The organism is Streptomyces sp. NPDC088910, assembly GCF_044749865.1.
Lineage (GTDB): Bacteria > Actinomycetota > Actinomycetes > Streptomycetales > Streptomycetaceae > Actinacidiphila.
On sequence record NZ_JBIVIV010000003.1, the window covers coordinates 617,122 to 632,983 of the forward strand.

At 72.4% G+C, this 15,862-nt stretch carries 14 protein-coding genes; 3 read left to right on the forward strand and 11 right to left on the reverse strand.

The window, feature by feature from the left end; genetic code table 11:
* Positions 1-48 precede the first annotated feature (48 nt).
* From ACIP4Z_RS10965 to ACIP4Z_RS10980, 4 genes are all read right to left on the reverse strand, one after another.
* On the reverse strand, positions 49-810 hold the full coding sequence (locus ACIP4Z_RS10965) for an AIM24 family protein (RefSeq protein WP_355348694.1): 762 nt from the start codon (positions 808-810) through the stop codon (positions 49-51).
* A gap of 17 nt (positions 811-827) precedes the next feature.
* Positions 828-1,511: an AIM24 family protein gene (locus ACIP4Z_RS10970; RefSeq protein ID WP_188285752.1), complete on the reverse strand. Its 684-nt coding sequence runs from the start codon at positions 1,509-1,511 to the stop codon at positions 828-830.
* Positions 1,512-1,517: 6 nt separating this feature from the next.
* Complete coding sequence (locus ACIP4Z_RS10975) at positions 1,518-3,158, reverse strand: TerD family protein (RefSeq protein WP_355348690.1); 1,641 nt, start codon at positions 3,156-3,158, stop codon at positions 1,518-1,520.
* A 101-nt stretch (positions 3,159-3,259) separates the two neighbouring features.
* Positions 3,260-3,892 carry a M48 family metallopeptidase gene (locus ACIP4Z_RS10980; protein WP_355348687.1) on the reverse strand — a complete coding sequence of 211 codons (633 nt, stop codon included), beginning with the start codon at positions 3,890-3,892 and terminating at the stop codon, positions 3,260-3,262.
* Between the two features lie 277 nt (positions 3,893-4,169).
* On the opposite strand from ACIP4Z_RS10980, the gene ACIP4Z_RS10985 reads away from it, so the two are divergent.
* Together ACIP4Z_RS10985 and ACIP4Z_RS10990 are read left to right on the forward strand one after the other, a co-directional pair.
* Positions 4,170-5,363, forward strand: coding sequence for a ThiF family adenylyltransferase (locus ACIP4Z_RS10985; RefSeq protein ID WP_401306608.1), 1,194 nt, complete (start codon positions 4,170-4,172; stop codon positions 5,361-5,363).
* Between the two features lie 21 nt (positions 5,364-5,384).
* Positions 5,385-6,734 carry an AarF/ABC1/UbiB kinase family protein gene (locus ACIP4Z_RS10990; RefSeq protein ID WP_355348681.1) on the forward strand — a complete coding sequence of 450 codons (1,350 nt, stop codon included), beginning with the start codon at positions 5,385-5,387 and terminating at the stop codon, positions 6,732-6,734.
* 95 nt (positions 6,735-6,829) lie between these two features.
* Here ACIP4Z_RS10990 and ACIP4Z_RS10995 read toward each other — a convergent pair whose 3' ends face one another.
* From ACIP4Z_RS10995 to ACIP4Z_RS11015, 5 genes are all read right to left on the reverse strand, one after another.
* Positions 6,830-7,015 carry a hypothetical protein gene (locus tag ACIP4Z_RS10995; RefSeq protein ID WP_401306534.1) on the reverse strand — a complete coding sequence of 62 codons (186 nt, stop codon included), beginning with the start codon at positions 7,013-7,015 and terminating at the stop codon, positions 6,830-6,832.
* A 105-nt stretch (positions 7,016-7,120) separates the two neighbouring features.
* Positions 7,121-7,369 (reverse strand): hypothetical protein, encoded by a 249-nt coding sequence (locus ACIP4Z_RS11000; protein ID WP_188283322.1) that lies wholly within the window; start codon positions 7,367-7,369, stop codon positions 7,121-7,123.
* A gap of 125 nt (positions 7,370-7,494) precedes the next feature.
* Positions 7,495-7,863 (reverse strand): WhiB family transcriptional regulator, encoded by a 369-nt coding sequence (locus ACIP4Z_RS11005; protein WP_391044318.1) that lies wholly within the window; start codon positions 7,861-7,863, stop codon positions 7,495-7,497.
* Positions 7,864-8,018: 155 nt separating this feature from the next.
* Positions 8,019-8,390 (reverse strand): hypothetical protein, encoded by a 372-nt coding sequence (locus ACIP4Z_RS11010; RefSeq protein ID WP_355348677.1) that lies wholly within the window; start codon positions 8,388-8,390, stop codon positions 8,019-8,021.
* A gap of 133 nt (positions 8,391-8,523) precedes the next feature.
* Positions 8,524-10,731, reverse strand: a complete 2,208-nt coding sequence (locus tag ACIP4Z_RS11015) for a UvrD-helicase domain-containing protein (protein ID WP_391044315.1) — start codon at positions 10,729-10,731, stop codon at positions 8,524-8,526.
* Positions 10,732-10,981: 250 nt separating this feature from the next.
* Between ACIP4Z_RS11015 and ACIP4Z_RS11020 the strand changes: the two genes are divergently transcribed.
* A complete protein-coding gene (locus tag ACIP4Z_RS11020; protein WP_355348671.1) occupies positions 10,982-11,224 on the forward strand; it encodes a mycoredoxin in 243 nt (80 codons plus the stop codon).
* A gap of 119 nt (positions 11,225-11,343) precedes the next feature.
* Here ACIP4Z_RS11020 and nudC read toward each other — a convergent pair whose 3' ends face one another.
* Both nudC and ACIP4Z_RS11030 read right to left on the reverse strand, forming a co-directional pair.
* Positions 11,344-12,264: an NAD(+) diphosphatase gene (gene nudC / locus ACIP4Z_RS11025; protein WP_391044313.1), complete on the reverse strand. Its 921-nt coding sequence runs from the start codon at positions 12,262-12,264 to the stop codon at positions 11,344-11,346.
* 84 nt (positions 12,265-12,348) lie between these two features.
* Complete coding sequence (locus tag ACIP4Z_RS11030) at positions 12,349-15,855, reverse strand: UvrD-helicase domain-containing protein (RefSeq protein ID WP_401306539.1); 3,507 nt, start codon at positions 15,853-15,855, stop codon at positions 12,349-12,351.
* Positions 15,856-15,862: the final 7 nt, after the last annotated feature.

A 15,862-nucleotide genomic window follows, 5' to 3' on the forward strand; every position in this document is an offset into this window, starting at 1 on the left:
TTTTCACGGCCTTCGTACGACGAGGTCGGCGGCTCTCGTGCGGCGAGGTCAGTTGGACCAGATGTTGCCCTGGTTCTGACCGTGGCCCTGCGGGCCCATGCCGTACTGGGCGCGTACGCCCTGGCCGATCACCGCGTTCTGCGGCGGCATCAGCTCGCTGGGCTGGACCAGGACGTACCCCTGGCCGACGAAGTTCAGCTCCCAGCCCTCGCCGGTGTTGCCGCGGCGGCGGAAGACGGAGGAGCTGCTGGTCTGCGCCTGCATCTGGACGCGCAGGCTGGTCGACCAGGCGACGACGGCGTCCGCGTCGCAGGACACGTACTTGTCGGGCGTGACCGGCATCAGCAGCGGCTTGCCCGAGGTCATCAGGGCGACCTTGCCCTGCCCCGAGATGTTGAGGTTGTACGCGCCCGTGCCGGACAGGCCGAACTGGCTGTCCACCGCGATCACGTCCCAGTGCAGCCCGGAGTCGAGCGCGAGGACGTACGCGCTGTCGACGGTCAGGCCCTCGTGGTCGACGTCCAGGATGTGGATCTGCTGGGCGAGGTTGGCGAGGTAGACGGTGCCCTGCCCGGAGCAGCGCATCAGGTCGAGGCCCTCGCCGGTGTGGCGGCGGGCGCCGCGCTGGCCCTGCGACTGGTACTCGCCGTCGAATTCGATCATGCCCTGGTAGGCGACCATCGAGCCCTTGCGGGCCAGGCAGTCGGGGCCGGTGTTGCCGTCGAGGCGGACCCGCAGGAGGTAGGAATTCTGCAGGGTGTAGTGGTCCTGGTTCTGGACCTCGGTGAATGCGAAAAGCGGGCTCTGCATGATGGTGTCGCTCCCCCTCAGCCCCGGATCCGGAGACGGTCAGTGCTGTCCTCGCTGGGCTGGACGACCACGAAGCCCTGGCCGGAGAAGGCGATCTGGAAGGCCTCCCCGCTGCCGCGGCCGATCAGCGCCCCGGCCCTGAAGCTGCGCTTAGCCTTCATCTTCAGCCCCGACGACCAGGCGACGAGCGCGTCCGGGTCGACGTAGGTCTCGTCGGCGCCGCTGCCGCAGTCGACCACGATCGGCGTGCCGCGCGAGGTCACCGCGACCCAGCCCTGACCGCTGACCCCGACGTTGAACAGGCCCTGACCGGCGAATTTGGCCAGCCCCTTGACCCGCTCGACACCCCAGGTGAGGTGGGCGTCGAAGGCGAGCAGATTCGTGCCGTTGACGGAGACCGACTCGTTGTTGAGATTGAGACAGACCACGTCGGCGCCGTAGTCGGCGAGGTAGAGCAGGCCGTCACCGCTGCACTTCATCAGCGGGGCGCTCTCGCCGGTCAGCCAGGCCGAGGCCATCTGCCGTACTGCGGGCGGGTTGGGCTCGTACTGCACGAAGCCCTCGTAGGCGACCATCGAGCCGGTGCGCGCGAAGAGGTCCTGGCCGGTCACCATGGCGACCTTGAGCATCGACGAGCCGTGGTTCTCCATCCGGGCGGCCACCGGTGCCGGTGCGTAGCCCGCGATCATCTGCTGGTCCATGGCGGGTCACACCTCGTAGGGCTGGACGACGATGAAATTACCGGGGGCGCCGCGGAACTGGAGGTTCACGGTCTCGCCGCTGTGGCCGGGATACGCGGTCCTGCGCAGCCGCACCTGGCTGGAGACGATCACCTGCGAGGCGGCCGACCAGGCGACGATCGCGTTGCTGTCCGCGTAGGTGGTCGGGGTGACGGGCAGCACCACGGGGGTGCCGTGCGTCTTCACGATGACCGTGCCGGTGCCCTGGAACTGCATGGTGAACAGGGCGCCGCCGGGGATGCCGTGGCCCTCGATCCTGCGCACCTCGTGCTGGAGGGATTCGTCGAAGGCCAGCACATTCTCCGCCGAGACGCAGATGGCGTCGCCCTGGAGCTCGATGGGGTGCAGATAGGCGGCGTTCTCCGCGAAGAAGACCTGGCCGCCCCCGGTGCAGCGCATGAGCTGCATCTCCTGGCCCGTGGCGTTGCCGACGATGCGGCCGGTGAAACCGGCACCCTTGTAGCCGAAATCGACTTTGCCCTGGTAGAGGACCATGCTGCCCTGCCGGGCGAGGACCGGCTGGCCGCCGCCCTGGCCGAGGTCGGCGCGCATCATCTTCGGATTCTGCTGCGTCCAGCGCTGGCCGGTGGGCGTCTCACGGTACTTCTGCATGGCGGCGGCGAGGCCCGCGTTCTGCGCGGGGACGGCGGGGGCCGCGTAGCCGCCGCCGGGCGGGCCGGGGGGACCCGGCTGGCCCGGCACCTGGCCGAAGGGCGGCTGACCGCCGAATCCGGGGGCGGCGGGGGGCGCGCCGGGCGGCGGGACCTGGCCGAAGGGCGGCTGTCCCGGCGGGGCCTGGCCGGGCGGCGCGGTCAGGGGCGCGACCATGGTGGGCGCCTGGTGGAGGCCGGGGTTGCCGGGCGGCGGCGCGAAGCCCTGGGGCGCGGGCGCGGCGGGCGGGCCGGGAGGCGCGCCGAAGGCGGGCGCGGGAGCCGGGGGCGGTACGGGGGCGGCCGGCGCGGGTGCTCCGAAGGCCGGAGCGGGGGCCGCCGCGGGGCCGGGCGGGGGTGCGAAGCCGGGTACGGCGCCGGGCGGCGCGAAACCGGGAGCCGCGGCCTGCTCGGGCGCGGCGGGCTCGTCCTCGGCGACCTCGCCGCCGAAATTCCGCAGCAGCGCGTCGAGCCCGCCGTCGAAGCCCTGGCCGACGGCGGCGAAACGCCACACGTCCTTGAGATAGATGTCCGCGACCATCACGGCGCGTTCGGTGGTGAATTCCGCGCCGGTGAAGGCGTACCGCGCGACTTCCTCACCGCCCGCGACGAGCCGCAGATAACCGGGGGCGACCTGCGACATCTGCCCGTTGCCGTCGATCGTCGCGGTGAAGGCCAACTTGTGCACGTTCGCCGGTATGCGGTCGAGAGTGACGCGGAAGGACTCGGTGTCGCCGGACTGGGCGCCGAGGAGCTGGATCGACTCCTCGGGCGACTTGGGCTGGTTGAAGAAGATGAAGTAACGGTCGTCCGACAGTTGTTCCTTGTCGTCGAGCCCGAAACAACTGATGTCGAAGGTCAGGCCGGGGCCGGAGATCTGTACACCGACATACAGATCCGTCCCCGCCGTCAGATCACTGATCTTGGCCTTGTGGCCACGCTGGAATTCCCTGGCCATGGATACGACCGTCCCCCATCCCCTCATTGTTGCGCTCGCGATGCGGCGCTTGTGCTGCCGCGCCGACGTGGCGACAGGCTAACCGGTCGTGCCGACAGCGGCTATTCCTCGCGGGAACCGGGCGGATGCGGCAGCCGGTCGGCCGCCACGACGCCTTCCAGGAAGCCGCGGGCGCGCTCGGTGCGCGGATAGCTCTCCAGCAGTCGCCAGAAGCTCGGGCCGTGTCCCGGCACGAGCAGGTGCGCCAGCTCGTGCAGCAGCACGTAGTCGATGACGTACTCGGGCATCCCCTGGAGGCGGTGCGACAGGCGGATGCTGCCCTCGGAGGGCGTGCACGAGCCCCAGCGGGAATTCTGGTTGGTGACCCAGCGGACCGTGTCGGGCACGGCCCGGCCGAGCAGATACTGCTCGGACAGCCGTTCCGCGCGGGCAGCCAGCTCGTCGTCGCCGGGCATCCGGCGGCTCTCCTGCGCCGCCAGCTTCTCCAGCATCGTGGTCACCCAGCGCTGCTCCTCGGCCGCCGACATTCGGGCCGGAATCAGCACGACAGTTCGGTCGCCGTCGCGATATGCCGAAACCGTTCGGCGCCTGCGGGCACTGCGGCGCACTTCCACCGCATTGGTCCGTAGGCCGCTTGCGGGCTGGCTGGAGAGGCTACGCGCTGGATCGGCGGACACGCCTTCGACGTTACCCGCTGCGTGTCCGGGAAGTCCCGTCTCCCGGCCGGTTCGCATGGGAATCACCTCGCTTCATACGCATATTGAACGACTATCCCCCACAACCTGTGGATAACTCTCCGGGAGTTTCGCCGGGAAATGGCATGCTGAGTTCTGTCGCTTACGGAGAGTGACGAGGGAAGTCGGAATGGGGAATTTCGCCGGGCGGGCCGGATGGACGGGACGGGCTGGCCGGTGGGCGGCTCTCCCGGTGGACCTTCTTGCGGACGTCCTGGTGGACGTCCTGGTGGACCTCCCGGTGGATCGAGTGAACGGATGGACGGGGGTGACGGTCATGCGTCCCATGCTCAAGAGCGCGCTGCGCCGCAGTTGGCGGGACAGGGAGAGCGTGCAGTTCGGGGTGGACCCGGCGCACGCGGTGGTGCTGGAGCCGGTCGACGGCGCGGCGGCCGGTTTTCTCGACCTGCTCGACGGCACGCGCGGCGCCGACACGCTGACCCGTGACGCGGGTGCGCTGGGCCTCGGGCCCGCGCAGGTCAGACGGCTGCTGGGGCTGCTCGCCGAGGGCGGCGTGCTGGACGACGCGGCGGCGCACGGCGCGCTGGCGGAGGCGGTACGGCACCGGGCGGCGGCCCTGGACCGGCTGAGACCCGATCTGGCGGCACTCTCGGTGGTCCACCCGGGTCCCGGCGGGGCGGCGGGCCGGATACGGCACCGCAGGGCGGCACGGGTGCGGGTGCACGGGTCCGGGCGGGTCGGCGCCGCCGTGGCCTCGGTGCTGTCGGCGGCCGGGGTGGGCTCGGTGGACGTGCTGGACAGCGGGCGCGTCGAGCCGTGGGACACCGGCCCCTGCGGCATCCCGGCCGACCACATCGGGGACCGGCGGGACGCGGCGGCCCGTGGCGCGGTACGGCGGGCGGCGCCGGGCCCGCGTACGACGCCGGGCGAGCGCGGCAGACCCGGCGCCACGGTGGTGGTGATCGCGCCGAGGGACGGGCTGGACGCCTGGGCACCGGATCCGGGCGAGTCCCGGCGGCTGGTCGCCTCCGGGGTGCCGCATCTCTACACGGGTGTGGTCGAGGGGACGGGCGTGGTCGGTCCGCTGGTGCTGCCGGGGCGGACGGCGTGCGGGGAGTGCCTGGGGCTGCGGCTGGCCGACGAGGACCCGGCCTGGCCCCGGATGCTGGCCCAGCTCAGGTCGGGGCGGCAGCCCGCGGTGCCCGCCTGCGACATCGCGCTGGCCACCTCGGTGGCCGGGCTGGCGGCCGGACACGTGCTGGCGCACCTGGATGGACGGGTGGCGCCGGGGGTAGGCGGCCGGGTGGAGATGTCGCTGTCCCGGCTCACCACCAAGGTCAGGGCGCTGCCCGGTGACAGCCGCTGCGGGTGCGGTGCCGGGACCGCCCGCGGGGCGCGGGACGGCCGGGACACCTGGGGCGACGCAGACGGGGGCAAAGCGGCGGAGCCGACGACAACCGGTGCTCGCTGGGACGGGGCGCCGGTGGCGGGGGGCACAATGGCCATGTGACCGACGGGAAATGAGGGGCGCATGTCTGATCTTCCGCGCAAGGCTGTGACCCGTACCGCGAAGCTGGCGGCGCTCCCTCTCGGGTTCGCCGGACGGGCCACGCTCGGACTGGGAAAGCGGCTGGGGGGCAGACCGGCCGACGAGGTCGCGACCGAGTTGCAGGAGCGGACCGCGGAACAGCTCTTCAAGGTGCTCGGCGAGCTGAAGGGCGGGGCCATGAAGTTCGGCCAGGCCCTGTCGGTCTTCGAGTCGGCGCTGCCGGAGGACATCGCCGGGCCCTACCGGGCGGCGCTCACCAAGCTCCAGGAGGCCGCCCCGCCGATGCCCGCCCGCACCGTGCACAAGGTGCTGGCGGAGCGGCTGGGCAAGGACTGGCGCTCACTGTTCAGCGAGTTCGAGGACACCCCGGCCGCCGCCGCGTCGATCGGCCAGGTGCACCGGGCGGTGTGGAGCGACGGGCGCAAGGTGGCGGTGAAGGTCCAGTATCCGGGGGCGGGCGACGCGCTGCTGTCCGACCTGACGCAACTGGGCCGGGTGGCACGGCTGTTCGGGCCGCTGGTGCCGGGGGTGGACGTGAAGCCGCTGCTGGTGGAGTTGCGCGAGCGGGTCGAGGAGGAGCTGGACTACGCCCTGGAGGCCAGGGCGCAGCACGCGCACGCGGAGGAGTTCGCCGAGGACCCGGACGTCCACGTGCCGGATGTGGTGCACCAGGCCGACGAGGTGCTGGTCACCGAGTGGATGGACGGCGTGCCGATGTCGGAGGTGATCTCCGGGGGCAGTCAGGAGATGCGGGACCGCGCGGGGCAGCTCCTGGCGCACTTCCTGTTCGCCGGGCCCGCCCGCACCGGGCTGCTGCACGCCGATCCGCATCCGGGGAATTTCCGGCTGCTGGTCGACGACGGGCCCGCCGAGGGCTGGCGGCTGGGCGTGCTGGACTTCGGCACCGTCGACCGGCTGCCGGAGGGGCTGCCGCTGCCGATCGGCACCGCCCTGCGGCTGGCCCTGGAGAGCGACGCCGACGAGGTCTACGCGATGCTCCGCCAGGAGGGTTTCGTGAAGCCGACGATCAAGCTGGACGCCGAGGCCGTGCTGGACTATCTGCGGCCGATCATCGAGCCGGCCGGGCGCGAGGAGTTCACCTTCGACCGGGCGTGGATGCGCGCTCAGGCGGCCCGGATCGCCGACCCGCGCTCACCCGCGCACCAGCTCGGCAAGCAGCTCAATCTGCCGCCCTCCTATCTGCTGATCCACCGCGTCACCCTCAGCACCGTCGGGGTGCTGTGCCAGCTCGGCGCGACGGTCCGGCTCCGCGACGAGCTCAACGCGTGGCTCCCCGGCTTCGACCCCGAGGGCACGGCGGAGTCGGCCTGAGCGGGCACGGACGCCGGGCGGCGGCGGACGGCCAGCGCTGAAGGCTGGGTGCTGGGGCGGCCGGGCGGCTGGGCGGCCGGCGGTTGGGAGCCGCGCTACCACCACGCGGAGTCGAGGCGGCTCTCGATGCTGCGGAGGTGCTGGCGCGCGCACGTGACGCAGAAGTACACGCGGTGTCCGTTCTCGACGGAGCAGGTCCACGTCAGCGGCAGGCCATCGTGGGTCTCGCCGCAGCGGGCGCACGTGGTCGTGGTCGTGGCCTGAGAGTTCTTCTGATCCACTGGTTGACGATACCTCCGCATGCGCCGCGTTTGTCGCCGTAACGCACCGCGGGGCCGGTCCTTTCGGACCGGCCCCGCGTCAAATGTTGGTAACTGCCTGACTGGTTACTGCATGACGGCCATCGCCAGTGCCCGGCGGGCACGGAGCGAGGCGCGTTCGGCACGGCGCTGGAGTCGGCGGGCGGCGAGCAGCCGCACGGACCTTCGTTCGTGTTCGGCCTCGTACAGGCGCTGTTGCATATGGGCACGCGCCAGTGCTTCTGGCATGAGTTGCATTTCAAGGTTCCTGTTCTGGTACGACGCGGGGGCGTCGGAAGTACGGGCTGCGGGGATCTCGGTGAGTGTGGGGTTCATCGGGGCCTGATTCTTCGGGTCGAGCGTGAGTGGGCGGTCAATCGTTCCGGGCAGATGCGCCGTGGTGGCGCTTCGGGTGGTGCGGGCCTTCCTGACGTTCCGGGTCGGCCGGGTCCTCCTGGCGGTCATACCGCGACCGCGTCCTTGCGCGGACGGCCACGGGGCCGCTTGCGGGGCACGACTACACCCTGGATGAACAGCTCGCCGCCCCAGACACCCCAGGGCTCGCGGCGGTCCTTGGCCCCAGCGAGGCATGCCTCACGGACGGGACAGGTCTGGCACAGGGACTTCGCGTACTCGACATCCGCCGGCGACTCGGCGAAGAAGACCTCCGGGTCGTAGGTGCGGCACGGGACGGGCACGCCGAGTCGCTCGATCTCGTCGTCGAGCTCGGTGAGGGGCAGCAAGGGAGTCTCCGGGTCGTGGTGTGCTTCTGCGGGCGAGCGGTTCAGGTCGGGCTGGGGTCCGGACGGGGCGTGCTGGGCGGTAGGCACGGTTGGTTCGTTCCTCGTCTGTCGGTCCGGCCGGTGGGCCGGTTTTCTGTTTCTGCCTGTCCTGCGGAACAGGCTTTCTGTCTGGAGAGAAAACAGAAGGGCCGCGGATCCCGGTCTGGGATTCCGCGGCCCTGAGGCGCCGACCTGATGCGTTATCAGGCTGGATCACTCCAGGGTTCGAGCCCGCGGAAGGCCCACTTGCCGTACTGCTGCGTCTTCTGCTGTCCATTGCCATTGGCGAAGCCGCCGCTGGCGAAGCCGTCGATAGCGCCCTTGGCCTCGATCGCAGCCTTGGCGGTACCAGCGCCGGCGCCGTTGGCCGCCGCCGCGAAGGCAGAGGCATGCGCCAGAACCTTCGCCGCTACCGCTGCCGCGGGCGCCTGCATCGGTCGCTCGTTCCGCTCACGGATCGGCAGAACCGGGAGCAGGGCGGAGGACAGACGGGTGGCACGCGGCGAAACGCCGAGCGGGCAGGTGGCGACGACCGAACGATCGGTCATTTTCACGGTGGTCATGATGCTGATCATTGGGCTCGCCTCCTCTCGGCGTCGTAGTGCGGATGGAACGGACTGCTAGTACATCACGATCGGACCCGCTCTTGGAAGAGCCGCTCTCGACCGTGCTCCCGAAGGCTATGGGGACTTCCTCGGGATGCGCAAACTATTTTTCCGCCTCTTCTTCAGTTTCTTCGGAAGATCCTTCGGCGGCCTCGTTTCCGCCCGGTTCCTCCCCCGCGCACAACGCCAGAACGTCCGCGCCGAACTTGTCGAGTTTCCGCGCGCCGACCCCCGCGATCTGCGACAACTCCGCCTCGCCGCCCGGCCTGACCTCGGCGATGGCCAGCAGCGTCTTGTCGGTGAAGACGCAGTACGCGGGCTGGCCGAGCGCCTTGGCCTGTTCCATCCGCCACTCGCGCAGCCGTTCGTACAGCGCCTCGTCGAGATCCGAGGGGCAGTCCTCGCAGCGCATCAGTTTGATCTCGCCCGCCTCGGACAGCGTCCGGCCGCAGACCCGGCACAGCACCGGGCCGCGCCGCTTGCGACCGCCGGAGCCGCGCTCCGCGCCGCCGCTGCCGCCCGCGCCCGCGCCGCGTGCGCCGCGCGGCGCGGAGCCGGGGCGCAGCCCGTCCAGGAAGCGCGAGGGCCTGCGCCCGCCGCGCCCGCCGGGTGAGCGGGACAGCGCCCAGGACAGCGACAGGTGCAGCCGGGCCCTGGTCACCCCGACGTACAGCAGCCGCCGCTCCTCCTCGACCTGCTCGTCGGTCTTGGCATAGGTGATCGGCAGCGTGCCCTCGGTGAGGCCGACCAGGAAGACCGCGTCCCACTCCAGGCCCTTGGCCGCGTGCAGCGAGCCGAGCGTGACGCCCTCGACGGTCGGGGCGTGCTGCGCGTTGGCCCGCTCGTCCAGCTCCGCGACGAAGTCCGAGAGGGTGGCGTCCCGCCGGGCCGCCGCGAAGTCCTCCGACAGCCGGACCAGCGCGGCCAGCGACTCCCAGCGGTCCCGTACCGCCCCGGAGCCGGCCGGCGGCTCGGAAGCCCAGCCGCGGGAGCTGAGCACCGCGCGCACCTGCTGCGGCACGGTGTTGTCGGCCTCTTCCGGGTCGGTGGACGCGCGGGCGGCGCCGCGCAGCAGCAGCCCGGCCTCGCGCACCTCCGGCCGTTCGAAGAAGCGTTCCGCGCCGCGGAGCTGGTACGGCACCCCGGCGTCGGCCAGCGCCTGCTCGTAGACCTCGGACTGGGCGTTGATCCGGTAGAGGACGGCGATCTCGCTGGGGCGTACGCCGGAGGCGATCAGCTCCTTGATCCGGCGCGCGGCGCCCTCGGCCTCCGCGGGTTCGTCCGCGTACTCGGAGTACACCGGCTCGGGTCCGGCCTCGCGCTGCGAGATGAGTTCCAGCCGGTGGGCGGCGGCCTGGCCGCGGGCCTTGCCGAGCAGGCCGTTGGCGAGGCCGACGACCTGGGGGGTGGAGCGGTAGTCGCGGACCAGCTTGACCACGGTCGCGTCGGGGTGCCGGGAGCGGAAGCCGAGCAGGAAGTCCGGGGTGGCGCCGGTGAAGGAGTAGATGGTCTGCGAGGCGTCGCCGACCACGCACAGGTCGTCCCGGCCGCCGAGCCACAGCTCCAGCAGCCGCTGCTGGAGCGGGCTGACGTCCTGGTACTCGTCCACCACGAAGTGCTGGTACTGCGACCGCACGGTGTCCGCCACGTCCGGCCGGTCCTGGAGCACCCCGACGGTCAGCAGCAGCACGTCCTCGAAGTCGATCACCCCGCGGTCCCGCTTGAGCTGTTCGTACGTGGTGTAGATCTTCGCCACCTCGGCCGGGTCGCGCGGCACGTCACGGCCGGTCTTGGCCGCCGCGGCCGCGTACTCCTCCGGCACCGTCTGCGTGACCTTGCACCACTCGATCTCGCCGGTGACATCGCGCAGTTCGTTGCGGTCCAGCCTGATCCGGCAGCGGGCTCCCGCCTCCGCCACCAGTTGCACCTTGCGCTCCACCAGCCGCGGGATCTCCCCGCCGATCGCCCGCGGCCAGAAGTACTGGAGCTGCCGCAGCGCCGCGGAGTGGAACGTCCGTGCCTGCACACCGCCCGCGCCGAGCTGCCGCAGCCGCCCCCGCATCTCCCCCGCCGCCCGCGCGGTGAAGGTCACCGCGAGCACGCTCGCGGGTTGCAGGATTCCGGCCCGCACCCCGTACGCGATCCGGTGCGTGATCGCCCGGGTCTTGCCCGTACCGGCCCCCGCCAGCACGCACACCGGCCCGTGCAGCGCCGTCGCGACGGCGCGCTGCTCGGGGTCGAGTCCGGCGAGCACCGCGTCCGCGGAGTCGGGTTGCGCGGGAAAGAGCGATTCGTGGGTTGTCGCAGTCACCCCGCCACTCTGCCAGGTCCGACCGACACCCCGGCGAAGTTATCCACAGCCGCCCGCGAAACCCGCCGCGAACCCCGCCCCGGTACCCACGCCGGTACGTGCCCCGGTACCTGCCCCTGGACCCGCACTCGCAAGCCGCCCCGTAACCCCCTCGCGGCCGACCGGCCGCCCCCCGGAATGCCCACTCCCGCCATGGTGTTCTACTGGCGCAGAACCCCCTTCACCCGCAGGCGACGAGGAGCGAGAAGCGATGTCGGGCACCGTGACCATGTACAGCACCACCTGGTGTGGCTACTGCCGTCGGCTGAAGAGCCAGATGGACCGCGAGGGCATCGCGTACACCGAGGTGAACATCGAGGAGGACGCGGAGTCGGCGAAGTTCGTGGAGAAGGCGAACGGCGGCAACCAGACGGTGCCGACCGTGCTGTTCCCCGACGGCTCCACCCTCACCAACCCGTCGCTGGCGCAGGTGAAGCAGAAGATCGGCGCCTGACCCGCACCGTACGTACGAGCCCGTCGTCGCCGTGAGGCGCGGCGGGCTCAGGCGTTGCTGCCGCTGAGGGCTCGGGCCTTGGCAGCGCTGAGGGCTCAGGCGTTGGCGCCGCAGCAGGCTCAGGCGTTGGTGCCGGGGCGAGGCAGGGGCTTGCCGTACCAGAGCTCGATGAGCCGGGCGGCGATGGAGATGCCGAAGGGCGGCAGCACTTCGCCGGACTCGAAGGCGGCGCGCAGATCCTCGCGGGAGAACCAGCGGGCCTCGTGGATCTCCTCGCCGTCGACGGTGATCTTCGACGAGGTGGCGTGGGCGTTGAAGCCCAGCATGAGGCTGGAGGGAAAGGGCCAGGGCTGGCTGGCGACGTACTCGACGTCGCCGACGACGACGCCCGCCTCCTCGAAGACCTCGCGGCGTACGGACTGCTCGATGGACTCACCGGGCTCCACGAAGCCCGCGAGGGTCGAGAAGCGGCCTTCGGGCCAGTGGACCTGGCGGCCGAGCAGGGCGCGGTCCTCCTCGTCGGTGACCAGCATGATCACGGCCGGGTCCGTACGCGGGTAGTGCTCGGCGCCGCAGGCGGGGCAGCGGCGGATGTGGCCCGCGGCGGCGATGACGGTGCGCTCGCCGCAGCGGGAGCAGAAGCGGTGCATCCGCTGCCAGTTCTCCAGCGCCACCGCGTGCACCATGAGTCCGGCTTCCAGCGGCGACAGCAGCCCGCCGACCTCGCGCAGCCCCGCGGGACGCGCCTCCTCGTCCATCCGGCCGGGAAGGGTGTCCTTCTGGAGCGCGAAGTAGCGCACGCCGTCCGGGGCCGTGCCCAGGAAGTAGCGGTGCGTCTCGGTTTCCGGGGCGTCGAAGGCGGGGGTCATCACCAGGGCCGTACGCCCGTCGGGCCCGTCCTCGACCAGCACCTGGCCGCCGGAGACGACGAAGACGCGGGTTGTCGGGTGGCTCCAGGCAGCGGCCAGCCACGCCTCGTCCAGGCGGTGGTGCGCGGCTCGGTCGACGCCCTCGTGGGTGAGGGCGAGCGGTTGCGACATAGCGTCGAATCCGGTCAAGGCTGCTTTCAACTCCCGGTGGTCGTGCACATACGTGCAGCCTAGCTTGGCGGGGGTGGTCCCGATTTACGCGGTCGGGCCCCGCTTTCCCGCGGTCGGGCCCAGCAGCCGCTCAAGACCCTCCCGGTCCGGCAGGTCCGGCGGCCGGATGACCGTCGCCGTGCGGATGTGGAGGAAGGCGGCGGTGACGCGGTCGAGCGGGACGCCCTGGTGCTCCGACCAGGCCAGGCGGTAGACGGCGAGCTGGAGGGGGTCGGCGTCGGTGGCGCGGCCGGTCTTCCAGTCGAGGATCTCGTAGCGGTCGCCGTCCCGGTACACCGCGTCCATCCGGCCGCGGATCACGCGGCCCGCCAGGACCAGGTGGAAGGGGAATTCGACCCGGTACGGGGTGCGGTCGGCGTACGGGCCGCGCAGGAAGGCGTCCTTGAGCGCGGCGAGGTCGCGTTCGTCGGCGATGTCGTCGTCGCCCTCGATGCCGGGGAGGTCTTCGGGCCCGAAGAGCGGGCGGGCGTCGAACCGCGACTCGACCCACGCGTGGAAGCGGGTGCCGCGCCGGGCCGCGGGCGCCGGGGGGCGCGGCATGGGCCGGGCCAGGTCGCGGGCGAGACCGTCGGGGTCGGCGGCCAGCCGCAGCAGCTGCGTCGCGGTGAGCGCGGCGGGCAGCGGCACGTCCCGTACGCCCGCCCGCGCCCGCCGCAGCTCGTCGGCGAGCGCGTCGAGGTCCCGGTCCCAGGACGCCACCAGCCGCGCCTCTTCCGCTACGAGACCGGGTTCAGCGTCCCGTGCGGGTTCACGTACGGGTGCGTCCTGCGCCACGGGGCCGCGCGCCGGTACGTCCTCGCGTACGCCGTGCGGCTCCCGTACCGGCGGGCGCTGGGTGGGGAGCGCGTCCCAGTCCGCGATGTCGTCCACGTCACCCACGTCGTCCATGTCACCCACGTCGTCGTACGGCGGCTCGTCGTCCGGCTCCTCGTCCGGCTGATCGTCCGGCTCGTACGACGGCTCGTACGGCAGCGGCGCCGGGGAATCCGCGCCGGGGTCGGAGCCCGCTGACTCCAGGTAGGTGAGGACGGTCTTCGCCGCCCGGCGCCGCCGTTCCAGGGCGGTCGGGTCGAGGGGCAGCGGCCAGGGGGGCTCGACGGGGGCGGCGAGGGCGGGATTCTGCTCGTCCTCGGCCGGGGGCTCCGCCCAGTGCTCGATCTCGCCGTGGCCCGCCTCGCAGTGGGTGCGCAGGGCGTCGAGGAAGGCGGACGGCTCGAACGGCTTCTTCTGGGTGGAGCCCCAGCGGTGGCCGGAGCCCAGCAGCAGGGAGCGCGGGCGGGTGAAGGTGACGTAGCCGAGGCGCAGCTCCTCCACGCGCTGGTGTTCCTTCATGGCCGCGCGGAAGCCGTCGAGCCCGGCGCGGCTCCATTCGGCCACGTCCGGGAGGGTGGCCGCGTCGCCGCGCAGCCCGTGCGGCAGCACTTTCGCGTTGGCGGGCCACAGTTCGCGTCCGCGTTCGCTCGGGAAGCCCTTGGCGACCAGGCCCGGCACGGCCACGACGTCCCACTCCAGGCCCTTGGACTTGTGGGCGGTGAGCACCTTGACGGTGTTCTCGCCGCCGGGCAGCGAGCTGTCGAGGCCCTTCTCGTACTGGATGGCGGTGTGCAGGAAGCCGAGGAAGGCCAGCAGCGTGGCCTCGCCGTCGAGGGCGGCGAAGCCCGCGGCGATGTCGAGGAAGGCGTGCAGGGTCTCGCGGCGGCGGGCGGCGAGCGCGTGCGGGGACGCGGACAGCTCGACTTCGAGGCCGGTGACGGCCAGGACCCGGTGGAGCACGTCCATCAGCGGGTCGGCGAGCGCGCGCCGCAGATCCCTTATCTCCGCGGCGATCCGGGCGAAGCGGACCCGTGCCTCGGGCGAGAACGGCAGGTCGTCGTCCGGGCCGTCGCTCCCGTCGGACCCCGGGGACGCCGATGCGAGGAATGTCTCCAGCGCGTCCGCCAGCGAGATCACCTCCGCCGGGTCGACGCCCTCGACGGCCGCCGCCAGCGGATCGCGCCCGTCCCCCGCGGCCCCGTACCGCACGAGCTGCCGGGCGCGGCGGCCGAGGAGGGCCAGGTCGCGGGGGCCGATCCGCCAGCGGGGGCCGGTGAGGAGGCGGACGAGGGCGGCGTTCGCGGTGGGGTCGTGCAGGACTTCGCAGACGGCGACGAGGTCGGCGACCTCGGGCAGGTGCAGCAGCCCCGACAGGCCGACGACCTCGACGGGGATGTCGCGGGCGACGAGCGCGGCGTGGAAGTCGGCGAAGTGCGCGGCCGTACGGCACAGGACGGCGATCTCGCCCGCGGGGGTGCCGGTGCGCACCAGGTGGGCGATGGAGTCGGCGAGCCAGGCCGTCTCGTCGTCCTGGGTGGGCAGCAGGGCGCAGCGCACCAGCCCGTCGCGTTCGGCGCCGGGGGCGGGCCGCAGGGCCTCGACGCCTTCGTGGCGGGCGCGCAGTTCGACGGCGAGGGTGTTGGCGAGGTCGAGCAGGCGCCCGCCGGAGCGGCGGTTCTCGCTGAGCGAGTAGCGGTCGGCGGGGCGGCCGTCGGCGTGGGCGAAGTGCCGGGGGAAGTCGTCGAGGTTGGCCACGGAGGCGCCGCGCCAGCCGTAGATGGCCTGGCAGGGGTCGCCGACGGCGGTGACGGCGTGTCCGGTGCCGCCGCCGAACAGCCCGGCGAGCAGCAGCCGCTGGGCGACGGAGGTGTCCTGGTACTCGTCGAGCAGCACCACCCGGTACTGGTCGCGCAGGATCGCGCCGACCTCGGCCCTGTCCTGCGCGAGCGTCGCGGACAGCGCGATCTGGTCGCCGAAGTCCAGCAGGTCGCGGGAGCGCTTCTCGGCCCGGTAGTCGGCGGCGAGCCCGGCGAGGTCGAGCCGGGCGCGTACCGCCTGTTTCACCTCGCGCGCCCAGGCGTAGCCGCGCGTGGCCGGGTCGATGTCGGCCAGCTCCTCGGCCAGGCGCGTGTCGTACGCCGTCAGCCGCTCGACCGGCACCAGGTGCTCGGCCAGTTCGCCTTCCAGCGCCAGCAGGTCGCCGACGAGTGCGGGCAGGCCCTTGGTGAGCGCCGGATACGGTCCCGGCGCGCGGCGCAGCACCTTCGCGGCGAGCTGGTAGCGGGTGGCGTCGGCGAGCAGCCGCGCGCCGGGCTCCAGGCCGATCCGCATCCCGTGGTCCTTCAGGAGCTGCCCGGCGAAGGAGTGGTACGTGGCGATCTGCGGGTCGCCCGGCGGGTGTTCGGGGTCGCCCTCCGCCGCCGGGTCCGGGTCGGGGTCGGTGATCCCGGCCCGCGCGAGGGCTCTGCGGACCCGCTCGGACAGCTCGCCCGCCGCCTTGTTGGTGAAGGTCAGGCCCAGCACCTGCTCGGGCGCCACCTGTCCGGTGCCGGTCAGCCACACCACCCGCGCGGCCATCACCGTCGTCTTCCCCGACCCGGCCCCGGCCACGATCACGCCCGGCGCGAGGGGTGCGGTGACGCACGCCATCTGCTCCGGGGTGAACGGGATGCCCAGCAGCTCCTTGAGCTGCTCGGGGTCGGTGAGGGGGGTTGCCACTCGGGTG

Bases quoted from the DNA above. Each gene is read 5' to 3' on its own strand.
- ACIP4Z_RS10965 (WP_355348694.1), bottom strand. From the start codon at position 810: ATGCAGAGCCCGCTTTTCGCATTCACCGAGGTCCAGAACCAGGACCAC.
- ACIP4Z_RS10970 (WP_188285752.1), bottom strand. From the start codon at position 1,511: ATGGACCAGCAGATGATCGCGGGCTACGCACCGGCACCGGTGGCCGCC.
- ACIP4Z_RS10975 (WP_355348690.1), bottom strand. From the start codon at position 3,158: ATGGCCAGGGAATTCCAGCGTGGCCACAAGGCCAAGATCAGTGATCTG.
- ACIP4Z_RS10980 (WP_355348687.1), bottom strand. From the start codon at position 3,892: ATGCGAACCGGCCGGGAGACGGGACTTCCCGGACACGCAGCGGGTAAC.
- ACIP4Z_RS10985 (WP_401306608.1), top strand. From the start codon at position 4,170: ATGCGTCCCATGCTCAAGAGCGCGCTGCGCCGCAGTTGGCGGGACAGG.
- ACIP4Z_RS10990 (WP_355348681.1), top strand. From the start codon at position 5,385: ATGTCTGATCTTCCGCGCAAGGCTGTGACCCGTACCGCGAAGCTGGCG.
- ACIP4Z_RS11000 (WP_188283322.1), bottom strand. From the start codon at position 7,369: ATGAACCCCACACTCACCGAGATCCCCGCAGCCCGTACTTCCGACGCC.
- ACIP4Z_RS11010 (WP_355348677.1), bottom strand. From the start codon at position 8,390: ATGATCAGCATCATGACCACCGTGAAAATGACCGATCGTTCGGTCGTC.
- ACIP4Z_RS11020 (WP_355348671.1), top strand. From the start codon at position 10,982: ATGTCGGGCACCGTGACCATGTACAGCACCACCTGGTGTGGCTACTGC.
- nudC (WP_391044313.1), bottom strand. From the start codon at position 12,264: ATGTCGCAACCGCTCGCCCTCACCCACGAGGGCGTCGACCGAGCCGCG.